Annotated in this window: 20 protein-coding genes; 11 read left to right on the top strand and 9 right to left on the bottom strand. The window is 41.7% G+C overall.

What is annotated here, in order from left to right; all coding sequences use genetic code 11:
* Nucleotides 1-39 precede the first annotated feature (39 nt).
* The 4 genes from BDD43_RS19280 (at nt 40) to BDD43_RS19295 (ending at nt 3,827) form a co-directional block, all read left to right on the top strand.
* Nucleotides 40-1,398 carry a glutamine synthetase family protein gene (locus BDD43_RS19280; RefSeq protein ID WP_121199209.1) on the top strand — a complete coding sequence of 453 codons (1,359 nt, stop codon included), beginning with the start codon at nt 40-42 and terminating at the stop codon, nt 1,396-1,398.
* Nucleotides 1,399-1,455: 57 nt separating this feature from the next.
* Nucleotides 1,456-1,836 (top strand): GxxExxY protein, encoded by a 381-nt coding sequence (locus tag BDD43_RS19285; protein ID WP_121199210.1) that lies wholly within the window; start codon nt 1,456-1,458, stop codon nt 1,834-1,836.
* Nucleotides 1,837-1,902: 66 nt separating this feature from the next.
* The gene (locus BDD43_RS19290; protein ID WP_121199211.1) at nt 1,903-2,958 is read left to right on the top strand and encodes a hypothetical protein; all 1,056 of its coding nucleotides are present in this window, start codon (nt 1,903-1,905) and stop codon (nt 2,956-2,958) included.
* A gap of 14 nt (nt 2,959-2,972) precedes the next feature.
* Complete coding sequence (locus BDD43_RS19295; RefSeq protein WP_211339699.1) at nt 2,973-3,827, top strand: TIGR01459 family HAD-type hydrolase; 855 nt, start codon at nt 2,973-2,975, stop codon at nt 3,825-3,827.
* A 119-nt stretch (nt 3,828-3,946) separates the two neighbouring features.
* Here the strand turns inward: BDD43_RS19295 and BDD43_RS19300 are convergent, their stop codons facing one another.
* The 6 genes from BDD43_RS19300 to BDD43_RS19320 form a co-directional block, all read right to left on the bottom strand.
* Entirely contained in the window at nt 3,947-4,777 is an 831-nt protein-coding gene (locus BDD43_RS19300; RefSeq protein ID WP_121199212.1) for a hypothetical protein, read from the bottom strand.
* Nucleotides 4,778-5,476: 699 nt separating this feature from the next.
* Complete coding sequence (locus BDD43_RS19305) at nt 5,477-6,472, bottom strand: serine hydrolase domain-containing protein (RefSeq protein WP_211339700.1); 996 nt, start codon at nt 6,470-6,472, stop codon at nt 5,477-5,479.
* Between the two features lie 380 nt (nt 6,473-6,852).
* Nucleotides 6,853-7,428 (bottom strand): hypothetical protein, encoded by a 576-nt coding sequence (locus BDD43_RS19310; protein ID WP_147425687.1) that lies wholly within the window; start codon nt 7,426-7,428, stop codon nt 6,853-6,855.
* 416 nt (nt 7,429-7,844) lie between these two features.
* On the bottom strand, nt 7,845-7,997 hold the full coding sequence (locus BDD43_RS30160; RefSeq protein WP_162847120.1) for a hypothetical protein: 153 nt from the start codon (nt 7,995-7,997) through the stop codon (nt 7,845-7,847).
* Between the two features lie 387 nt (nt 7,998-8,384).
* Complete coding sequence (locus BDD43_RS19315) at nt 8,385-9,155, bottom strand: SDR family NAD(P)-dependent oxidoreductase (protein ID WP_211339701.1); 771 nt, start codon at nt 9,153-9,155, stop codon at nt 8,385-8,387.
* A gap of 127 nt (nt 9,156-9,282) precedes the next feature.
* Entirely contained in the window at nt 9,283-9,705 is a 423-nt protein-coding gene (locus tag BDD43_RS19320) for a secondary thiamine-phosphate synthase enzyme YjbQ (RefSeq protein ID WP_121199215.1), read from the bottom strand.
* Between the two features lie 90 nt (nt 9,706-9,795).
* On the opposite strand from BDD43_RS19320, the gene BDD43_RS19325 reads away from it, so the two are divergent.
* The 3 genes from BDD43_RS19325 to BDD43_RS19335 all read left to right on the top strand — a co-directional run bounded on the left by BDD43_RS19325 (nt 9,796) and on the right by BDD43_RS19335 (nt 12,620).
* Complete coding sequence (locus BDD43_RS19325; RefSeq protein WP_121199216.1) at nt 9,796-11,097, top strand: NCS2 family permease; 1,302 nt, start codon at nt 9,796-9,798, stop codon at nt 11,095-11,097.
* A gap of 9 nt (nt 11,098-11,106) precedes the next feature.
* Complete coding sequence (locus BDD43_RS19330; protein WP_121199217.1) at nt 11,107-11,922, top strand: 5'-methylthioadenosine/adenosylhomocysteine nucleosidase; 816 nt, start codon at nt 11,107-11,109, stop codon at nt 11,920-11,922.
* Between the two features lie 209 nt (nt 11,923-12,131).
* The gene (locus BDD43_RS19335; protein ID WP_121199218.1) at nt 12,132-12,620 is read left to right on the top strand and encodes an Lrp/AsnC family transcriptional regulator; all 489 of its coding nucleotides are present in this window, start codon (nt 12,132-12,134) and stop codon (nt 12,618-12,620) included.
* 234 nt (nt 12,621-12,854) lie between these two features.
* Here BDD43_RS19335 and BDD43_RS19340 read toward each other — a convergent pair whose 3' ends face one another.
* From BDD43_RS19340 to BDD43_RS19350, 3 genes are read right to left on the bottom strand one after another with little or no spacing between them, the layout of a single operon-like run.
* The gene (locus BDD43_RS19340) at nt 12,855-13,412 is read right to left on the bottom strand and encodes a hypothetical protein (RefSeq protein ID WP_121199219.1); all 558 of its coding nucleotides are present in this window, start codon (nt 13,410-13,412) and stop codon (nt 12,855-12,857) included.
* Nucleotides 13,412-13,972: a hypothetical protein gene (locus BDD43_RS19345; RefSeq protein WP_121199220.1), complete on the bottom strand. Its 561-nt coding sequence runs from the start codon at nt 13,970-13,972 to the stop codon at nt 13,412-13,414. The genes BDD43_RS19340 and BDD43_RS19345 overlap by 1 nt, the downstream gene beginning before the upstream one ends.
* 11 nt (nt 13,973-13,983) lie before the next feature.
* Nucleotides 13,984-14,727: a hypothetical protein gene (locus BDD43_RS19350; protein WP_121199221.1), complete on the bottom strand. Its 744-nt coding sequence runs from the start codon at nt 14,725-14,727 to the stop codon at nt 13,984-13,986.
* A gap of 504 nt (nt 14,728-15,231) precedes the next feature.
* Between BDD43_RS19350 and BDD43_RS19360 the strand changes: the two genes are divergently transcribed.
* The 4 genes from BDD43_RS19360 to BDD43_RS19375 all read left to right on the top strand — a co-directional run bounded on the left by BDD43_RS19360 (nt 15,232) and on the right by BDD43_RS19375 (nt 20,327).
* Entirely contained in the window at nt 15,232-16,689 is a 1,458-nt protein-coding gene (locus BDD43_RS19360; RefSeq protein WP_121199223.1) for a CoA-acylating methylmalonate-semialdehyde dehydrogenase, read from the top strand.
* Nucleotides 16,690-16,702: 13 nt separating this feature from the next.
* Complete coding sequence (locus tag BDD43_RS19365) at nt 16,703-17,152, top strand: DUF2314 domain-containing protein (protein WP_121199224.1); 450 nt, start codon at nt 16,703-16,705, stop codon at nt 17,150-17,152.
* 69 nt (nt 17,153-17,221) lie between these two features.
* Nucleotides 17,222-18,577 carry an aminotransferase class III-fold pyridoxal phosphate-dependent enzyme gene (locus BDD43_RS19370; RefSeq protein WP_121199225.1) on the top strand — a complete coding sequence of 452 codons (1,356 nt, stop codon included), beginning with the start codon at nt 17,222-17,224 and terminating at the stop codon, nt 18,575-18,577.
* 265 nt (nt 18,578-18,842) lie between these two features.
* Nucleotides 18,843-20,327 (top strand): NCS1 family nucleobase:cation symporter-1, encoded by a 1,485-nt coding sequence (locus BDD43_RS19375; RefSeq protein WP_121199226.1) that lies wholly within the window; start codon nt 18,843-18,845, stop codon nt 20,325-20,327.
* Nucleotides 20,328-20,349: the final 22 nt, after the last annotated feature.

Genomic DNA, 20,349 nt, shown 5'->3' on the forward strand with positions numbered 1-20,349 from the left:
CAATGGCTATATTTGTTAAGCTATACCAATATAAATCATATGGATAAACATCAGCTCATTGAATACCTCAATGAAAAAGATATACATAAAATAAAATTCGCCTTTGCCGATATTGATGGCATATTGCGTGGTAAAATTATTAACCGGCAAAAATTTATTGATGGCCTGCAAGATGGGTATGGCTTTTGCGATGTGGTTTTTGGCTGGGACAGCACCGATACCTGCTATGATAACGTTGAACTTACCGGTTGGCAAAGCGGCTACCCCGATAGGCCCTGCCGAATAGATATCGATACCTTCCGTACCATCCCCTGGCAGGATGATATTCCGTTTTTTTTGGCCGATTTTAGCAAGGCCGACGGTGCCGATTTGCACGCCTGCCCCCGCAGCTTATTAAAACACGTTACCCGCGATGCCGAACAAATGGGCTACCACCCCGAGTTTGCGCAGGAATTTGAATGGTTTAATTTTAACGAAACACCCCAATCGCTGCAAGATAAAGGCTTTGCCAAACTACAGCCTTTAACACCGGGCATGTTTGGCTACTCAATTTTGCGTACCTCCCAGCACAGCGATTTTTATTACGACCTGTTTAACCTGCTCCAAAAATTTAACGTACCCTTAGAAGGTTTGCATACCGAAACCGGCCCCGGCGTTTACGAAGCCGCCATAGCGCACGATTATGTTTTGGCTGCCGCCGATAAGGCCGTGCTTTTTAAAAATGCAGCTAAAGAGATAGCGTCCAAACACGGCATAACGGCCTCGTTTATGGCCAAGTGGAACGATGCCCTGCCCGGTTGTAGCGGCCACATTCACCAAAGTTTATGGAACACCGGTAAAACCGAAAACCTGTTTTACGATGCTACCGACGCGCACGATATGAGCCAAACCATGAAACATTATATTGCCGGCCAGTTGCATTGCCTGCCGCATTTACTGCCCATGTATGCGCCAACCATTAACAGCTATAAACGCCTGGTTGAGGGTGCCTGGGCGCCAACAACTGTAACCTGGGGTTTTGATAACCGCACGGCAGCCTTGCGCGTGCTTCATCCATCAAAAAACTATACCCGTTTAGAAACTCGCATACCCGGTGCCGATAGTAACCCGTACCTGGCTATGGCCGCCGCGCTGGCGTCGGGCCTTTACGGCATTAAAAACAAACTCGCTTTAGATATACCGCCAACGGTTGGCAATGGCTACCTCGATACCAAAAACGGCAAACTAAGGCCAAACCTGTACGAAGCCGCTACCGACATGAAAAACTCTGCCTTAGCCAAAGAACTATTCGGACAGGCCTTTGTTGAACACTTTACCCAAACCCGCCTGTGGGAATGCAAACAATACGCCAAACACGTAAGCGACTGGGAATTGAAACGCTATTTCGAGATCATATAAATAATTTACCACAGAGAACACGAAGAGTGAAAACACAAAGTTGCACAGAGGGTTAATATGAGTGAAAATGAGATTTCTGGTATGGTTATAGGAGCGGCTATAGATGTTCATAAGGTTTTAGGTCCGGGGTTATTAGAAAGTGCTTATAAAGAATGTTTGTATTATAAATTGCTCAAAACCGGATTATATGTTGAGAAAGAAAAAGCATTGCCCTTAATTTTTGAAGAAGTTAAACTTGAGGTTGGTTATAGAATTGATATTTTGGTGGCGAATAAATTAGTTGTAGAAACTAAAAGCGTTGAGGCTTTAAATGACATACACCTTGCTCAAACTTTAACATACATGAAACTCGGAAATTACAAATTAGGTTTACTGATAAATTTCAACGTGTTAAAATTAAAAGACGGAGTTAAAAAAGTGATAAACGGCTATAGTTAATAAATTGTCTCTGTGCCCCTCTGTGAAAAACTCTCTGTTACCTCTGTGGTAAAAACTCTTAAATGAATGAACTATTCCACCATTATCAAACGCGCCTGGCAAGGTTATGATGCCTCAAAGCACATTAAGCATATTGAGGATATTAGTGCTATGGTATCAACCAACCATGTATTCCGCATCACCTTTCGCGATGATGATATTGTGATAGCCAAGCTCTCGTACTTTGGTAATTACGAGCACTTTAAAGAAGATCACCGCATTATCCATTCCCTTTGCAACAACCTGCTTTACCCCTTCGAAAACCTGCTGTCAAAATCGCTGCTCAAAAACAACCGCGTTTACACCTTCAGGTACAAATGGGGTAAAACCGATGCCTGGGTAGTGTTTTATAACCCAACCCGCGTAATGCAACGCTTGCCCCGCAGGCTCGACGAGCACCAGATACGTACCCTGGCACAGCAAATAGCCAGGTTTCATAAAGCCTGCTCGCGCATTAGCAACGTGCTGCCCAAATCGTCAAAAACGCTGCGTACCGATATTAATACCCTGCAGGAGAGGCTTACCGCCGATCCGCTTAAATTTGGAACCATCGAAAACGGCGAAATCATAAAGCACCATTGCGAGCAATTTTTAAAATACCGCAATAAGTATAACGCAGGTAGCTTTGAAACCATCCCCGTGTTTATCGATTGGAACATCGGCAACTTCTCGGTAAACAACCGCCTTGAGCTTTACTCGCGCTGGGATTACGATTGGTTCCGCATGAGTTCCCGCATCATGGATTTCTACTTCTTTAGCCGCGTAGTATCCGATGCCGGCGACCGTACCGTGTTCAGCTACCTCATCAGCCCCATGATGGAAGACCGTTTTATGATATTTTTAAAAGAATACCACAAAATAAACCCGCTTACTGCCGATGAGATCCGCTTTATGCGCGAAGCCTACCGCTTTTTTATCCTCAACTACGTAATGAAGGATGGCAAGCACTTTTTTAGCGAACAATATGCCCAAAAGCTGCAAGCCGAAGCCTTTGATATTTACCTCCCATCTATCCAAACCGGCTTTGATGCCCAAAAGCTCATCAGCGAATTAGATATACCCATACCTGCAAATACCTTATAAATATACCCTCCGCAATGATCCAAACCCAAAACTTTAAAGATATAGTTGACCAGTATAAGGTTATATTTTTTGATGCCTTTGGCGTAATTAAAAACTACCGCGGACTGGTGCCGGGCATGGAAAAAACCTTTGAGTACCTTGATGCCGAGAAAAAAAAGTACTACATCGTAACCAACGATGCCTCGCGAAGCCCCATACAACTGGCTGATGGCTTTCATAAAATTGGCCTCCCCAACATCAAATACGGGCACATCATATCATCGGGCATGCTAGCCAAAGAATATCTGGATCTCAAGGTTCACGATGGTATTGTGGCCTACCTCGGCACCACCAATTCGGCCCATTACATCGAAACATCCGGCCTGCATACCCTGCCCGTAAGCCAGATAAACGATAGTAATATCGACCAGGTAAACGCCCTCGTAATGCTCGACGACGAAGGTTTTAACTGGTTTAGCGATTTAAACAAGGTAGTAAACCTGCTGCGCCGCCGCAACATCCCCACCATTGTAGCCAATACCGATTTGGCGTATCCGCTCTCGTCTAAAGATGTAGCCATAGCCATAGGAGGGATAGCCAACATGATAGAAACCATTTTGGGCAAAAAATTCATCCGTTTCGGCAAGCCCGATTCGCAGATGTTTATGTTTGCCTACGATCTCGTTCGGGAAAAAATGCCCGTCGGTAAAAAAGACATCCTCATGGTAGGAGACACCCTCCATACCGACATCTTGGGCGGCAACAAATTCGGCCTCGATACCGTACTCGTTTACACCGGCAACACCCTCGCCACCGAAGCCGAAACCCGCATCAACGCAACCGGTATAGTACCAACCTACATATGCGATACCGCCGTTGTTGATATGTAAGGAGCATGTAGTCGGAAACGTCCACGCTTCCGCAGAGTTATATAATGTAAACTTATATAAGGATTAATAAACCTGTAAATTTACTTTAGGACAAGACTCATTTAAAAGAAAAAATGGTTTTACCTTCGGGTGAACCTCTTTTTTTTTAAGTACTTAGTTTTTTTACTAATGATATTACGAAGCTGGTCCTGCATTATTTTGAGTTGTTCCTGTAGTTTTTGATTCTCATTTTGTTGGGTTTCCTTAATTTCTTTAATCTGTTGTTCTTTTTCAATAAGATATAAGGTTAATTCTTCTACTTTTTTAAGCAAGATAGTATTCATATCGCCCAGGTCTATGCCGTTTTTGGCCATTTGTGCAGCCGAAGGTATTTCGGGTAAGTGATGATACTTGGCTACATAGTTTTTTAATTCATTAAGGTTTATCAGGTTGTAGTCGGTATTAAATACATAATCTGGCGCAGGCATATTTAGGTCAACTTTTACTTGCGTGGAGTGGATAGTTCCGTTTACGGTTAATTTTTGGTCGGGGCCTGTGGTTCCAATACCTACGTTGCCCGATGGTAATATCGTCATTTTTGTATCGGCTAAACTAACTGTACTTGCGTCGGTTGTGCCGCTTACTAAAAATTTGAGGCTGCCAACACCGTATGCATTGGTTCTTTCATGGACAATTGCCGCCTTCCACCAGCTTCCACAACATTCATTTAAAAAGCCGATTCCCACCGCTGTTCCGCCATTTTGATTACTGCTTTGGTTTTGCAGACCCGTGGTGATGTTTAATCCATCGTTATAAACAAGAACGTGCAGTTTGGTTGCCGGTGCGGTTGTGCCGATACCCGCGTTACCGGTGGGTAGCGAATAATTTCCTGCTGTGCTCGCAGTAGTCCATTGAGCCCGGGCTAAGGTTGCATTGATTACTAATGCGGCTATTAGTATTATTTTTTTCATTGTATAAGCGTTTTTGTTGTTTATAATTAAGTTAATTTATAGTGTTATCATGAAGTTAATAGCGTGTATCGTTGGTTCCCGGGAATAAATATATCTAATATTTATATTGTTTTGGTTGCTTAAATAGTAACATTTATATTTAGTAAGATATAAAGTCAATTGTATTTTGCAAATGCTACTTGGCATTCGTATTGTTACTTAAGGCTAATGGTGCCTAATCCGAACCGCTTGTACGTACTTGCCGCACCGCTCCCGCGAGTGTCCTCACTTGTGGCTTTAGGACAATCGAATTATGCATTATGAAACTCCCCACGCTTCCGCAATATTATATAACTAAAAAAAGCCCCCGCCACTGGCGCAAGTATGCAGCATAGCCCAAAGCGGGGCGTACTTGTGCCTATACCACATGCTTGCAACCCAGGTTCAACTAATATAACACCTATTAAGCTGCCCGGCAAACCGTAATAATAACGTGCCTATCCATGCACATATCTGCCGCCAACTTCCCGTTCCCTTCTCCCTCTGGCAAAAGGCGGTTCATTTCGCGCTGTTGTTTTTTCCGTAACAACGCCTAGGTCAATTCTTTTGGCCAACGGTTCCACCGGTTCACCGCTCCCGCAAGTGTCCTCACTTGTGGCTTTAGGACAATCGAACTATGTATTATGAATCAGGTTTGCCGTATATATGTCAATTGCCAACCTATTTACTATTTAAGTAAGCATTTAATACATCTAATCTCATTTTGTTTAAATCAGTGGTTTCAGTATTCGACAACAATATGAGCGTTACTCCTTTATCTATCAGGTGTACCCAGTTCGATTCGTTGCCGTAGCCACCACCTTGTCTTTCAGCAAAAATGGTATTTGTTTTACCTATCTTTCTTGCATATACCCAAAAGCCAAATGCAACATCACCCAGTTTTGGATAAGAAGTTAACATCGTATCCACGGTCGATTTTTTAAGCAGGGTGTGATTAAAAATAGCCTGGTCGAAAATTAATAGATCCTGTGCCGTAGAATACATCGCCCCCGCAGAAAAATGGTTGTCGATATAATGGTTAGTAGGCATTATCAAGGAGTCAACATTACCATCTTTATTGTAATATCCTTCGTCCAAATTACCCACAATATCTTCATGATGCCAATAGTTGGTATTGAGCATTTTTAGCGGAATGAGTATTTTTTCACGCAGGATCACATCAAATGGCTTTTTGTATATCTTCTCTATTATCCTACCCAGTAAAATATAATCGCCATTGCTATAATTAAATTTAGTACCTGGAGTGTCAATCAATTTCTCGGAGCAATATCGGTTAATGAACGTGTCAACCGGCCACAAATTTTGGTCGTAAGCTTCCGGAATATATTTGGGGTCCATTTCTTTTAAATAGCGGCCGCTGCTATAAGTTAGTAAGTTCCTTACAGTTACTTTGTGGCCGGCTTCGCCTTTGTATTCCGGGTAATAGGCCGCTATTGTTGAATCAAGATTGATCTTGCCTTGTTCGTACAGTTGCATAATAAGTACGGCTGTGAACGTTTTGGTTACGGAAAATATCTGAAATTTGCTTTTAGCGGAGAATGGAATATTATAGTGTCGATTTGCTAAACCAGTGTGTTTTATATAATCTATCTTGCCATTTCGAGCTATTAAAACTGCTCCATTAAAATTTCTTTTTATAATACAAGAATCGACCACTTTTTCAATTCGGCTTGCCTAGCCCTTTGCCACACTTATGGCTAACAGAACAATTAAAATAGAATAAAGCAGCTTCATGTTAAGAAATTAGTATGCTGGGAAATTACATAATAAATTAAAAAAGAGAAAATGAGGAGTTGAAATACTTTTCCATCATTTTTTTTATGTTAATTAACAATATGGTGAATTGGATTCACCGCTCCCGCAAGTGTCCTCCCACCGCTGGTGCGTGCGTGCCGCGCGTTCTCACAGCGAACACAATTACATTATTCCAACTTTCTCCAATACTCATATCTGCGCGTTAGGTGACGTAGCTATTTTCGGATACATAATTGTTTGAGTCGCAGACATTCGGGCAACAAACTACGTGGAACGGGCGGCTATTCCACAATCTGCCCCATCTTTATCTCCCTTAGCTTCAAATTGTCGAAAATATAAACCGTTTCAAATGTTGATTCGTCATTTACCACAGTAATAGTATCGCATTTAATGTCCGTTCTTTTAACTAATTTAAGAAAATTACCCTTTGCCATTCCAATTGATATTTTTTTATTTAAACGAACTTTATCATTTTTTATATCACTATCCTCTAAATAAAAACCGCTGTTGTTATACAAGGTAAGTTTGTTTACACCATCTGTAAAATTGTATAGATTATATGAACCCCCTTCCGCGTTTTTTTGCGATTCAAATTTTAAAACAACAGGATTTAAAAATAACGACTTAATTTTATTCGTATCGGCTTTAAAAACCTTAAATGCTAAAGCATCAAGACTAAATTCATTATTAATAATAGTTGAATCGCAACTAAAATTTGAAAAGTGTTTTTTTACTTCTTTTTTTCTCACAGGCGTTATTGTATCGGATTGATCTTGCCTTCCTGTTTGAGTTATAGTACCATGGCATCCTGCAATAAACATTGGTAGCAAGAAAAAAAGATGTTTCGATATTTTCATTTAATTACTGGTTAAATTATTTGGATACCCGTACCCCGCTGGTGCGCACGTTCCCTAAATCAAACATTCCCAAAATAAAAAAAACCTTCCAATTTTGAAAGGTTTTTGTAAGGTGTCCCGGCTGATGAAAAATATTTTTATGGCTTATTGGTGTTTAAACACAATGTTGATGTTTGCACAATAAATATGGAACGTTTTTTGTTTACTATTTGGCAATACGCAGTAATACATTTTATTTATAAACAATTTAAAACTTTTGTTTTGTTAAATGTAATTTTGCGAGTTGTAAAATATTTAATTAAATTTTTGATATGTTAACCGTAGTAGAAGTAGTACTAATGGTGAGTTGCTTTATCTTACTATTATCAACCCCAAAAAAGAAGTACAGTAAAATTGTCGACACCAATACAAATGACTCACATTACGCCATCGATGAGTATGGCTACATCGTGAAACTCTGATCGTTTAAAAAGATCATCGACTAAAAACCAAAGCCGGCCTGTGTAGTAAAATACGCTCGTCGGCTTCTTATTGTTCAGCAAGTCTACAAAATTTAGTTTAATTTTCAAATTAAATCGCAAATTTTTTCTCGTAAAGCTGCATTTTCTCAAAAATCCCAATTAAAACGGAACGTTTTTTATAAAAAGCCGGTAAAATTCAGTTAACCATTCAAAAAATTAGGCAATTAAATCTCCAAAAAGCTAAATTATTATTTTCTGTAAAAAACCTTTCGGCCATCGTTATAAATAGTGGTTTTATAATAGCTGGCAGATGGGTGAGATACATTCCTTTTAAAAATAAAGGTATTAATAGGTTGTTAAATATTTGTTTAACCTCAATTTACCAACTCAATAACCGGAAAACAGCCAAATTGGCGAAAACGCTAAAAACCTTATCAAACATCGGCGTTTCCGTAACTTATCAGTGGCCACTATTCATCTCCAAAAGCACCTTGCCTACTGCTCCTCGTAATGGTAAGTTAACCCGCCATCCACAAAATAAGTCGACCCGGTAACATATTCAGCATCAGCCGACGCTAAAAAGGCAACCACGGCGGCAACGTCTTCGGGTTTACCCAGTTTTTTCATCGGGATATTCTTTAAAACACTGTTCAGCAACTCAGGGTTTTCGAGCAACGCATGATTAATAGGGGTGGAGATAGCCCCCGGAGCCACATTATTAATGCGAACATTATATGGAGCCAGCTCAGTAGCCAGGTTACGTGTAAGCATTTTTAGCGCACCCTTGCTGGCGCAATAAGCCGCAAAGTGCGGAAAAATAATTTCCTCGTGCACCGAGCTCATATTCACCACCACGCCCGGCCTGCCTGCGCCCATGCAATATTTAACAAAGGCCTGTATGCCAAAAAATATACCTTTCAGGTTGGTATCCATCACAAAATCGTATTCTTCCTCGGTTACTTCCCAAAAGTTATGGTTTTTTTCAACCCCGGCATTGTTCACCAAAATATCCAGGTTGCCGTAAACCTTAATGGCATCGTTTATTAAATTTACCACATTTTGCGATGCACTTACATCGGCAGCAATAAAGGTTGCCCGCCTGCCCATTGCTGTTATCTGGCTAATCAGGCCTTCGGCACGCTCGTCAAACTTGCGACCGTTCAGTATAATATCGGCGCCTTCGCTTGCCAGTCGCAACGCGCATGCCGCTCCAATACCCTGTGTGCTACCCGTAATTAATGCTATTTTGTTTTCAAAACGAATCATAGTAATGCTTTTATTGATGTGATGAAAGGTAAGGTTTATCGCCTCATAAAGTTTACCCCCGCAGCATTTTTAATGATTTGTTAATCTCCCGCTAATTAAACCCGACATTAGAGGCAAGGCCCGCCCTTCAATCCCCCCAGGCCGTAATCACCAGGCTTCTGTTGCCGCCATAATTGCGGTGCTCACACAGGTATATACCCTGCCAGGTGCCCAATGCCAGCCTGCCGTTGCGTATAGGTATCATTACCGAGCAGCCAAGAAGTGCAGCTTTTAAATGCGCGGGCATATCGTCGGGGCCTTCATCGTCGTGCAGGTAGTCAGGGTCGTTTTCCGGAATTGTTTTATTAAAAAACATCTCAAAGTCTTTACGCACTGTAGGGTCGGCATTTTCATTGATGCTTAACGATGCCGAAGTATGCTGTATAAACACCTGGCACATACCCGTTTTAATATTGCCGATGTGCGGCATAGCCTGCAAAATTTCCGACGTGATAAGATGAAACCCTCTTTTACGCTCCCTCAGTTGGATGCCTTGCTGGTACATTTGCATAGCTTGTTGCTTTAATTTAACCTAACAAATTTATAAGCTTATTTGTGTTTAAGGCACCAAAACAATATCTTTAGGCATAAACTATTGTAAATGGAGCAGCTTTTTCAGCTAAAAAAAAATAACACCACCATCTTAACCGAAGTTATAGCCGGGGCATCGTCATTTTTGGCAACGGCATACATTATAGTAGTTAACCCCGCCATTTTAAGCCAGGCCGGTATGCCCTTTGCCGCCGTACTAACTGCCACCATACTGGTATCGTTTTTCAGCAGTTTAATGATGGGGCTTTACGCCAACAACCCCATACTGGTAGCACCAGGTATGGGCCTTAACGCGTTTTTTACCTTCACCGTAGTTTTGGGCATGAAAGTGCCCTGGCAAACCGCACTTGGCGCAGTTTTTTGGGCGGGTATTGTATTTTTGCTGTTATCAATATTTAACATCCGCACACATATTGTAAAAGCAATCCCTAAGCAGTTACGCTATGCCATAACTGCCGGCATAGGTTTATTTATAACCCTTATAGGTTTTACCAGTGCCAAATTTATTATAGCCAACCCGGCAACCATTATAGGCATTGGTGCTTTAAAACCGGCATTAATAACCTTTTTAGCAGGTTTTTTTGTGATGGCTGTTTTACTTATCCGCAAGGTTAAGGGAGCCATATTGTTTGGCATATTGTTTACAACGTTGGCGGCCTATCCAATCGGAAGGTTTTGGGGAGGTGCCGATGCCATAGTAACCTGGAAAGGAGCCTTCGCTTTGCCCGATTTTAGTTTACTCTTTAAGCTCGATCTGGTAAATTCGCTCAAATGGTCGTTCCTGCCCGTTATATTTGCTTTCGTTTTCACGGATATGTTTGATAGCCTGTCAACCTTTATCGGCCTGGCCGAGGCCGCCAACCTGCTCGACGAGCATGGCGAACCCCAAAACGTAAAGCAATCCCTTTTAACCGATGCCGTTTCAACAACGTTGGCAAGTTTGGTAGGCTCAAGCCCCGGCACGGCCTATATCGAATCGGCTGTGGGCATAGGCAGTGGAGGCCGCACAGGTTTAACCGCCGTGGTTGGTGCCCTGCTGTTTTTGCCTTTCCTGTTTATGGCACCGCTGCTATCGGTAGTTCCGGCAATTGCCACGGCCCCCGCTTTGGTATTAGTTGGCGTGTTTATGCTCCAGGCAGTAACCAAAATTAACTGGACTGTGTTAGACGATGCCATTCCCGCCTTTCTGGCCCTGGTGTTAATTCCTTTCACCTATTCTATAACCCAGGGTATCATCTGGGGATTTTTAAGCTTTACCATAATCAAGGTATTTTGCGGTAAAAGCAGCGAAATTAGTATTGCCCTTTGGGTAATGGATGCTTTTGCTATAGCCGCCCTCATATTAGCATAAACCACCACAATGAAGAAATTTATAGTCCTCGCCCTATTCGCCCTAACCTTTACTCGCCTTGCAAACGCGCAGGAGCCCGTTAAAAACACAACCGGCATTTTAGGGGCGTTTGGTGCCGAAGTGTCGCTCATCCATTCACTCATTCAGGATGCTAAAGAGCTTACCATCCAAAACATAAAATTTACCGAAGGCACCCTTAACGGTCATCATGTGGTACTGGCGCAGACCGGCATGGGCAAAGTAAACGCAGCCATAACAACCACGCTCATGCTCGATCATTTTGCGCCGTCACAGGTATTATTTACCGGCATAGCCGGTGGGGTTGACCCCGATCTTTCGCCCGGCGACCTGGTGATAGGCAGCAAACTCGCCTATCACGATTATGGCTCCATCACTCCCGATGGGATGCTGCGACGTGCAACCCAAAGTGCCGTTACCCAAATGCCCAACCCCGAATACTTTCCTTGTTCGGCAAACCTGATAACGCTGGCGCAGCAGGTAAGCAGCAATATCCAGTTTCAAAATGTGGGCCGCGCGGGCCGTTCGCCCAAAGTGGTTACCGGTGTAATTGTTACCGGCGATGTATTTGTATCATCAAACACGGCAACCCAACAACTTTGGGCCAATATGCATGCCGAAGCTACCGAAATGGAAGGCGCAGCCGTGGCCCAGGCCTGCTGGCAGCAAAAGGTGCCATTTTTGGTTATCCGTAGCCTTAGTGATAGTGCCAGTAACAATGCTCACGATGATGTTGCCGCCTTTTACCAAACGGCTGCGCATAACTCGGCAACACTGGTAATGGCCATTGTTGGTAAAATAAAATAGCCGTTGGGCGCGTTTGCGCAAAATTATTATTGCGTTTTTAAGTAAAAATCAATTTTCGTTAAATTTTTTTTCAAAAAAACAATCAAAAATTAAAATAATAATTTAATCTGGGTTTAATTTTGCAAAAAGTATTTTTAACAAGTAATTTTCGCATCTTTGAGAAGGTATTATCCTGTATTCATTAATACAGCCTTATTCTAAAAAATATAATGGATCTATCACACGCTAACCACAGTAACGGTTCACTCGACGAACTCGACTTTTCAATTTTAATGTTATTGCAGGAAGATGGCCGAATGTCGTTCACCGTAATGGCCGAAAAGTTAGGCGTTTCCATCAGTAACATCCGTACCCGCGTTGGCAAACTCATCGATGATAAAACCATCCAGATAGTTGGCCGCGTAAACCCCGAAAAGGTTGGCTTCCACGCTTACGCCCACATCAAAATATCAGTACGCCCGGCTAACCTCATCGAGAGCGTTGCCCACAAGGTAATGGAATTTCCCGAAGTAAGCTTCCTGGCCAGTACCTCCGGCGATTTTGACCTCGAAGTTGACGTTATGTGCCGCGACAACAGCCACCTGGTAGAAGTAGTGAACGAACGCATAGCCCGCATTGAAGGCGTATACCAAACCAAAACCGACATGTACTTTAAAGTACTCAAACTGGCCCAGCCCGATTTAAGCGGGTTAAGATAAGAAACTAAAAACACCACAAAAATGTCATTTCGACGAAAGGAGAAATATTCTGCAAGCGATTGGTATGCTGTAGATATTTTATATTAGTCCGATATATTAGTTTAGTTATGTTAGTCCGGATTTATAACCCGGTCTAACCTATTCAGGGATCTGTAATCCATGAAACATAGTAAACGCAACGGCCCAATTTCAACAGTTACGCGCCACGCTTTTGCGCTACACTATAAGATTTAGTTACGGTATAGATTGCGGATTTGAATTAAATCTCGCTCTAAGTTTTTCATTTAATAGAGAGGCATCTAAGGTGCCATCATTTATAGCATCTTGCACTATTGCCACCACTTTACTTTCAATTATAATTCTAATTTCGAATATTTTTAATTTTTCTTCTTTATTTAAAGAAGAAAAATAGTCTACTCTTTTTTTAATAAAATCTGCAAATATTTTAAGCCGTGAATAGTTTAGATTTATTAAATCAAAATGATATTTGTTTAGTGATGGGATATGTGATTTTCCTTGTTCGGGCGCATGTTCAATAACTAAATCATTTTCGATAAAAAAAGATTCGTCTATTGTCAAGATATTCATGGAACTAAGATTTTCTACGTTTTCAGATGTAGCCATAGCTAAAACGCATCTCTTTATAGCTTCTTCATTTAGTTCTTCAATTTCCCAAAATGATAAACTATTTTTAAATGTTCGTAAACATGAAGTTATAGCATCGGCAGAAATTTCACCATCAATATCCTTAGCCCATTTTGCCATTAAAATCTTACGAGCAAAAAGGCGCATTATAATAATTGTAATTGTTCTAACACTAGATCTTTATATAAATCTATAAAACCGATTTCACAATTCATTTTTTGCAGAGTATTTATAAAGGCTTTATCATTCCACTTTTCGATACACTTTATTATTTGTTCAGCAATCTCAACATCTGGATGTTTTTCATATTGAAATATACATATCATAAGCATCGTACGAGCAAAAGATTGAAGTTTTGAAAACTCAACGAAGGAAAGAATTTTTAATATTCCACATACGATTGCAACATTATTTAAATTTTGAGTCAACAAATCATTTAACCATTCTCCAGAAGCAATGCCATAATCTGCATAATATTTATTATATGTAGACAAGGTATATGATTCATAAAAGTCATCCGGTTCCTCGTTTTTTATCGATATTAATAAATCGGTTGAAAATCTAGCTTTAGCTTTAATAAAATCTCCATTTTTATATAAATCTTCAAATTGCAAAAAGTTATAAGTGTCATTATTAGGTGAGGTTGGTTCATCGATAGATTGAACACTTACACTTAGGCTAACGCCGGTGTCATTAATATTTTCCATGTAATGTAAGTTTATGATTTATTAAATCTTGATTCAAGTGATTGATAAAAATCGTTCAGCCATTTAGATGAGTTATTATAAAAATTGGTATAATCAACAGCAGAAAATCTGATGTTTTGTGCTTCTGGAATAGTATTAATATCTAATTGAAGATTTACTGCGTTTTGCCTAACGATTATTCCATTTATTGATATTTCAGCCGCACCATAAGAAAAAATATAAACATTGTTACACAGTTCCTTTTTTGAACCGAAATCCCTAATGTAGCGGTAATTGGCTCTATTATTCCAATCGGTTGGAACTGAGTTTTCAAAAAGCTCAGTGGTATGATAAAAAGGTTTGAAATCGTTTGTCAAGGCTTTGGCATCTAAGTTTTGACTTGTTAGATTGATAACAATACCTAACCGATTAGATTTTTTTTCGTATTTTTTGTTGATTATTTCTAAAATGTCTATCACTTGATCACAAAAAGCTTGGATACTATTAAATACACCGGTAGCGTTGTAGTTCGCCTGAATATCAATTCTGTTAATGCCAAAATTGATGGTTAATGAATTGTCGAGTTTGTAAAATCTAAGTCTATTTGTTACGATATTACTTGTTTTTGTATCTAACTCGTTATATGCTCCTGGGATAACTTCAAATTTAGCCAAATCTTGATAAAGGGCCCTCATCAAATTGGGCTCGGGAGTGATCTCTTGATTGTTGGTGTAAATGGATGCTGTAAATTTTACAGGCAAAAACTTATCAGGCATAGGAGTTGATAATGTTATTGATCTTAATTTTCGAATTGAGACAAAACTATTATTTTTTACCTATCAAACAATAAATAACGTAAAAGTTTTACATAATTTAACAGTTTACTAATAAATATCATCCTCGCTAAACCACTAACCCCCGCAAGCACACTGTGCCGCCCACGCCAATCAATCATGCAACCCAAAATAACCCTACGTTAGTCCGAATTTATAATCCGGTCTAACCTATTCGGGTATTTGTAATCCCCGAACCCCAGAACACCCGCAATGATACCCGTATCCTCGCTACGCCAATCAATCACGCAACCCAAAACAACCCTTTCGTATTTCTGCATTTTTTGCGAAAAAAAACCAAAATTTTGCATATTTTGTTTTTTGTGTGTATGTTTAAACTTTATTAACAATTGTTTAGGCTTTTATAGTTATTAGGTAAATGTAAATTTACAAATTAGGCTCGGCTAAACAATCGCCAATTAATATTACTAATCTAAATTATAATAAATGAAGTACGGTTCAGTTAAAAATTATATAAACGGCCAGTTTGTTGATACCCAAGCCACTAATTATATTGATGTGGTTTCCCCGGTTGATGGGGCGTTACTATCTAAGGTTCCATTATCCGGCTCGTCCGATTTGGATGCAGCCGTTCAATCAGCCAAAGCGGCGTTCAAATCATGGTCGGGCACACCAATTAAAGAGCGTGTGCAGGTATTTTTTAAATACAAACAACTATTACATCAAAATCTCGAAGAGTTATCGAAACTTATAGTTGAAGAAAACGGCAAAACCTACAGCGAAGCCGTTGCCGAAATAGAAAAAGCCATTGAGTTAACCGAGTTTGCCACATCGTTACCGCAATTAATAACCGGCGAACTGCTCGAAGTAAGCAAAGGCATAGAGTGCCGCACCGAGTACGTGCCATTGGGCGTAGTAGCATCCATAGTGCCTTTCAACTTCCCAAGCATGGTACCCAACTGGACAATCCCCAACGCCATAGCACTCGGTAACTGCATGATTATCAAACCATCCGAAAAAGTACCATTAAGCGTTGGCCGCATTGCCGAATTATTAAAAGAAGCCGGTTTGCCCGATGGCGTTTTCAACGTGGTACACGGCGACAGCCAGATAGTTGAAGCCATTTGCGATCATCCCGGCATCGAGGCCGTATCATTTGTAGGCTCAACCAAAGTGGCTAAAATAGTTTACCGCCGCGCCACCTATAATTACAAACGTTGTTTAGCTTTAGGCGGCGCAAAAAACCACCTGCTGGTATTGCCCGACGCCATTCCGGGGATGACGGCGGCTAACATCACCGCATCCATGAGCGGTTGCGGCGGGCAGCGTTGCATGGCTGCGTCGGCTATGGTAGGCGTTGGCGAGGTAGATCACATCATCGCCAAAATTGTTGAAGAAGCACAAAAAGTAGTTGCAGGTAACAACCTGGGCGCGGTAATCAGCAAACAATCTAAAGATAACATTGAACGTTATATAACCAGTGCCGAAGCTCAGGGCGCAAAAATATTGGTGGATGGCCGCAACACGGTTGTTGCAGGTAAGGAAGACGGTTTTTACGTTGGCCCAACGGTTATTGACTACGTAACGCCCGACATGGACGTGGCCCGCGAAGAAATTTTTGGCCCCGTAATCAGTATTATGCGCGCCAAAACTTTAGACGAAGCCCTGGCCATTGAGAACGCCAACCCATACGGAAACGCTGCCGCAGTGTTCACCCAAAATGGCGGCGCTGCAAGGCATGTAATAAGCAATGCCAGTGCCGGTATGATAGGTGTTAACGTTGGCGTACCCGTACCGCGCGAACCATTTTCGTTCGGTGGCTGGAACGAAAGTAAATTTGGAGTAGGGGATATAACCGGAAAAAGTTCCATTGAATTTTGGACCAAACTTAAAAAAACAACCACCAAATGGAACCCCGAAGCGGGCGTAAACTGGATGAGTTAATAGTCGACTTGATATGTTTGAATTTTTTAAACGTAAGAAAAAGGAACCTGAGGCGAATGAAAATCTTGTCGTTTCGTTTGCCGCTAATGACAGTATTTTACAAGGATACAAGCAAAAAGCCCAGGAGCAAATTTCATATTTAATCGATTTCATTAAAGAAAATGGAGACGGAATTGAAAAATATGGCGAAGTACTTTTTAATTATGGTGTCAAAGTAAGATTTGAAGAAGGTGATGAGGCCGAACATATGTGGGTTAAGGTCAGCGAATTTAAGGACGGTTATTTTTTAGGCGAACTTAATAACGATCCTAATACCATGAAACTAATTAAATGCGGAGACAAGGTAAACGTTTTAGTTAAAGATGTTGAGGATTGGATATTACAAGATCTGTTAACCAAAACAAAAGTTGGTCACTTTTCAAACGCCTACGTTAAGGGAAATGCGAACCGGGATTCGCAATAACTTTAAGTTAAATAACAACGATAACAAATTTTAACTTTTATTACCCTTAGGGGTAGGGAACTCAATATTATGCTAACAACAGAAACTTTATCAGAGACAGAAGAGATAGTCCAAAACAGCATGGATTACACCTTGTTTTCGTGGAGCAAACAAAAGGGTATAAATCCAATAGCTGTAAAATATGCCGAAGGTATTTACCTGTACGATTATGAGGGCAAACGTTACATTGATTTTTCTTCCGGATTAATGAATGTGAACATCGGTCACGGCAACCCTCGAGTTGCGCAGGCCGTTATGGAGCAAATGCAGCAGGTAAGCTATGTAACGCCAAGCTGCGTTACCAAAGTGCGTGGCGAATTAGGGAAAAAACTGGCCGAAATTACGCCGGGTAACCTAACAAAAACCCTGTTCACGGTATGCGGTGCAACCGCTATTGAAAATGCAATTAAGCTGGCGCGTTTATACACAGGTCGCCATAAAATTATAACCCGCTACAGGGCATTTCACGGTGCATCTTATGGCGCCATGACAGCCGGCGGCGACCCCCGCAAAATCGCTTCCGACGCGCAACAGGCACCCAATTTTGTACACGTAGAAGATCCGTACTGCTACCGCTGTCCCTGGGGAAAGGAAATTAAAACCTGCAACCGCGAATGCGTGAGCCATATTGAGCGGGTAATTGATTTTGAAGGCCCCGAAACCGTAGCCGCCATTTTAATGGAAGGCGAAAGCGGCACATCGGGCTGTATAAAATACCCGCCCGATTATCTGAAAAAGATACGCGCCTTATGCGACAAGCATGGCATTTTGCTCATAGCCGACGAGGTAATGAGTGGCTTTGGCCGTACCGGCAAATGGTTTGGTGTTGATAACCACGGCGGCGTTGTGCCCGATATGATAGCCACCGCAAAAGGCATCACCGCAGGCTATTTGCCCTTAGGAGCTTTAATAGTAACCGATAAAATTGCTGCCGCGTTTGATGATAAACCCTTAATGCTTGGCCTAACCTACTCGGCCCACCCGGTAACCTGCTCGGCAGGGGTAGAGGTGCTTAAAATTTATGAGGACGAAAACCTGATAGAAAACGCAGCCAACATGGGCCGGTACATTGAAGACAAGGTTGAAGAAATGAAAAAAACTCACCCCAGCATCGGCGATTTCCGCAATACAGGTTTGCTGGGTTGCATCGAACTGGTAAAAAACCGCAACACCAAAGAGCCAATGGCACCATACAACGCCAAAGCCAGCGAAATGGAAATTATGAACAAGGTTGCCGCCAAAATTAAAGAATTGGGCATGTACGCATTCGTCCGTTGGAACTATATTTTCATAGCACCGCCGCTATCAGTAACCGCAGCCCAGGTAGACGAGGGTTTGGATATTATCTCTCAGGCCATCAGCATAGCCGACGAATATATTTACTGATAAACTGATAAGATATTCGTTCTAAAGTTTAATACTGAACACCGAATATCAAACACCGAATGATGAATTTGATTTCGGTGTTTGATATTCAAAATTCGGTGTTCGATATTCGTCCTAACCGTAAATGCTATTATGCCCCATAGGGGCTAAAGGTCGGTAGAATATTATCAACAAAAATAAACGTGCTCCGTAGGAGCACTACAATAAGCCAATAACCCAATAATTAACAAATATGCGTATATTGAATTTTTAATTTATACCGGACATGCAACCCACATCAACCATAGCAACCGACATCATGGACGCCGAACTTCACAGCGACGACCTGGCCGCTATCCCTTTGGATAAGCGCTCCTGGGGCACCTGGAATTACGCCGCCCTGTGGATAAGCATGAGTTTATGTATCCCAACCTATATGCTGGCCAGCTCATTGATAGAGGGCGGCATGAACTGGTGGCAATCTGTTTTAACCATCCTCATCGGCAACACCGTTGTACTTATCCCCATGATATTGAATGGCCGTGCAGGTGCAAAATACGGCATCCCGTTCCCGGTTTTTGCAAGGGCAAGCTTTGGCATAAAGGGAGCAAATATCCCGGCCATGTTAAGGGCAATTATAGCCTGCGGCTGGTTTGGCATCCAAACCTGGATAGGCGGCTACGCCATGTATCAAATGGTAAAACTATGGCTTCCGGGTATCGATTCGCTTCCGCAAATATTCCCTGCTTCCTGGTCGTTACAATCCGGGCCGGCAATTACGTTTTTGTTGTTTTGGGCTTTAAATATGTATGTGGTTTATTTAGGAGTCGATAGTATCAAAAAGCTATTGGTATTCAAAGCATTCTTTCTCCCGGCGGCGGCCTTAGCTTTGCTATTTTGGGCAATATCCGCCGGACACGGCCTGGGCCCAATATTGGCGCAGCCATCCAAATTCAAATCCGTATCTCAGTTCTGGGCGTTCTTTTTCCCTTCACTAACCGGCATGGTAGGTTTCTGGGCAACCCTGTCGTTAAACATTCCCGATTTTACCCGTTACGCCAAAAGTCAGCGCGCACAGGCAATGGGGCAGGCCATAGGTTTACCAACCTCCATGACACTCTTTTCCTTCATCGGTGTAGTGGTAACCTCGGCAACATTCATCATCTACGGCAAAACCATTTGGGATCCCGTTGTTTTAGCCGGAAAGTTTGACAGTAAAATACTGGTAAGCATTGCCATGATAGCCGTTGCGCTATCAACCCTGGCCACCAATATAGCCGCAAACATAGTTAGCCCCGCTAACGATTTTGCCAACCTATCGCCATCAAAAATCAACTTTAAAACCGGCGGTTATATAACCGGCATTATAGGTTTACTCATATTCCCCTGGAAATTAATTGCCGATCCATCCGGTTATATTTTCACCTGGTTAGTAGGCTATTCGGGCCTGTTGGGCCCAATAGGCGGCATCATGATAGCCGATTATTACTTCATCCGCAAACAACAATTAAATTTAAACGAACTTTACAGCTACACAGGCCGCTACACCTTCGGCAACGGCTTTAACACCTATGCCATAATTGCGTTGTTATTGGGTATATTACCCAATGTGCCGGGCTTTTTAACCATAATACACGTAATTCCGCAGGGCGCAGTTTGGCCCTGGCTGGTTTATCTGTACAATTATGCATGGTTTGTAGGCTTCTTTATATCGGGCCTTGCTTACCTCGTAACAATGCAAAAACATTCAAACAATGTGCAAATTGCTTAATATGCTAATGTGCAAATGTTTT

Source organism: Mucilaginibacter gracilis (assembly GCF_003633615.1).
GTDB lineage: Bacteria > Bacteroidota > Bacteroidia > Sphingobacteriales > Sphingobacteriaceae > Mucilaginibacter > Mucilaginibacter gracilis.

What these genes read in the sequence shown, in the direction of transcription:
- BDD43_RS19280 (WP_121199209.1), top strand. Translation starts at nt 40, where the DNA reads ATGGATAAACATCAGCTCATTGAATACCTCAATGAAAAAGATATACAT.
- BDD43_RS19285 (WP_121199210.1), top strand. Translation starts at nt 1,456, where the DNA reads ATGAGTGAAAATGAGATTTCTGGTATGGTTATAGGAGCGGCTATAGAT.
- BDD43_RS19290 (WP_121199211.1), top strand. Translation starts at nt 1,903, where the DNA reads ATGAACTATTCCACCATTATCAAACGCGCCTGGCAAGGTTATGATGCC.
- BDD43_RS19295 (WP_211339699.1), top strand. Translation starts at nt 2,973, where the DNA reads ATGATCCAAACCCAAAACTTTAAAGATATAGTTGACCAGTATAAGGTT.
- BDD43_RS19300 (WP_121199212.1), bottom strand. Translation starts at nt 4,777, where the DNA reads ATGAAAAAAATAATACTAATAGCCGCATTAGTAATCAATGCAACCTTA.
- BDD43_RS19310 (WP_147425687.1), bottom strand. Translation starts at nt 7,428, where the DNA reads ATGAAAATATCGAAACATCTTTTTTTCTTGCTACCAATGTTTATTGCA.
- BDD43_RS19315 (WP_211339701.1), bottom strand. Translation starts at nt 9,155, where the DNA reads ATGATTCGTTTTGAAAACAAAATAGCATTAATTACGGGTAGCACACAG.
- BDD43_RS19320 (WP_121199215.1), bottom strand. Translation starts at nt 9,705, where the DNA reads ATGCAAATGTACCAGCAAGGCATCCAACTGAGGGAGCGTAAAAGAGGG.
- BDD43_RS19325 (WP_121199216.1), top strand. Translation starts at nt 9,796, where the DNA reads ATGGAGCAGCTTTTTCAGCTAAAAAAAAATAACACCACCATCTTAACC.
- BDD43_RS19330 (WP_121199217.1), top strand. Translation starts at nt 11,107, where the DNA reads ATGAAGAAATTTATAGTCCTCGCCCTATTCGCCCTAACCTTTACTCGC.
- BDD43_RS19335 (WP_121199218.1), top strand. Translation starts at nt 12,132, where the DNA reads ATGGATCTATCACACGCTAACCACAGTAACGGTTCACTCGACGAACTC.
- BDD43_RS19340 (WP_121199219.1), bottom strand. Translation starts at nt 13,412, where the DNA reads ATGCGCCTTTTTGCTCGTAAGATTTTAATGGCAAAATGGGCTAAGGAT.
- BDD43_RS19345 (WP_121199220.1), bottom strand. Translation starts at nt 13,972, where the DNA reads ATGGAAAATATTAATGACACCGGCGTTAGCCTAAGTGTAAGTGTTCAA.
- BDD43_RS19350 (WP_121199221.1), bottom strand. Translation starts at nt 14,727, where the DNA reads ATGCCTGATAAGTTTTTGCCTGTAAAATTTACAGCATCCATTTACACC.
- BDD43_RS19360 (WP_121199223.1), top strand. Translation starts at nt 15,232, where the DNA reads ATGAAGTACGGTTCAGTTAAAAATTATATAAACGGCCAGTTTGTTGAT.
- BDD43_RS19365 (WP_121199224.1), top strand. Translation starts at nt 16,703, where the DNA reads ATGTTTGAATTTTTTAAACGTAAGAAAAAGGAACCTGAGGCGAATGAA.
- BDD43_RS19370 (WP_121199225.1), top strand. Translation starts at nt 17,222, where the DNA reads ATGCTAACAACAGAAACTTTATCAGAGACAGAAGAGATAGTCCAAAAC.
- BDD43_RS19375 (WP_121199226.1), top strand. Translation starts at nt 18,843, where the DNA reads ATGCAACCCACATCAACCATAGCAACCGACATCATGGACGCCGAACTT.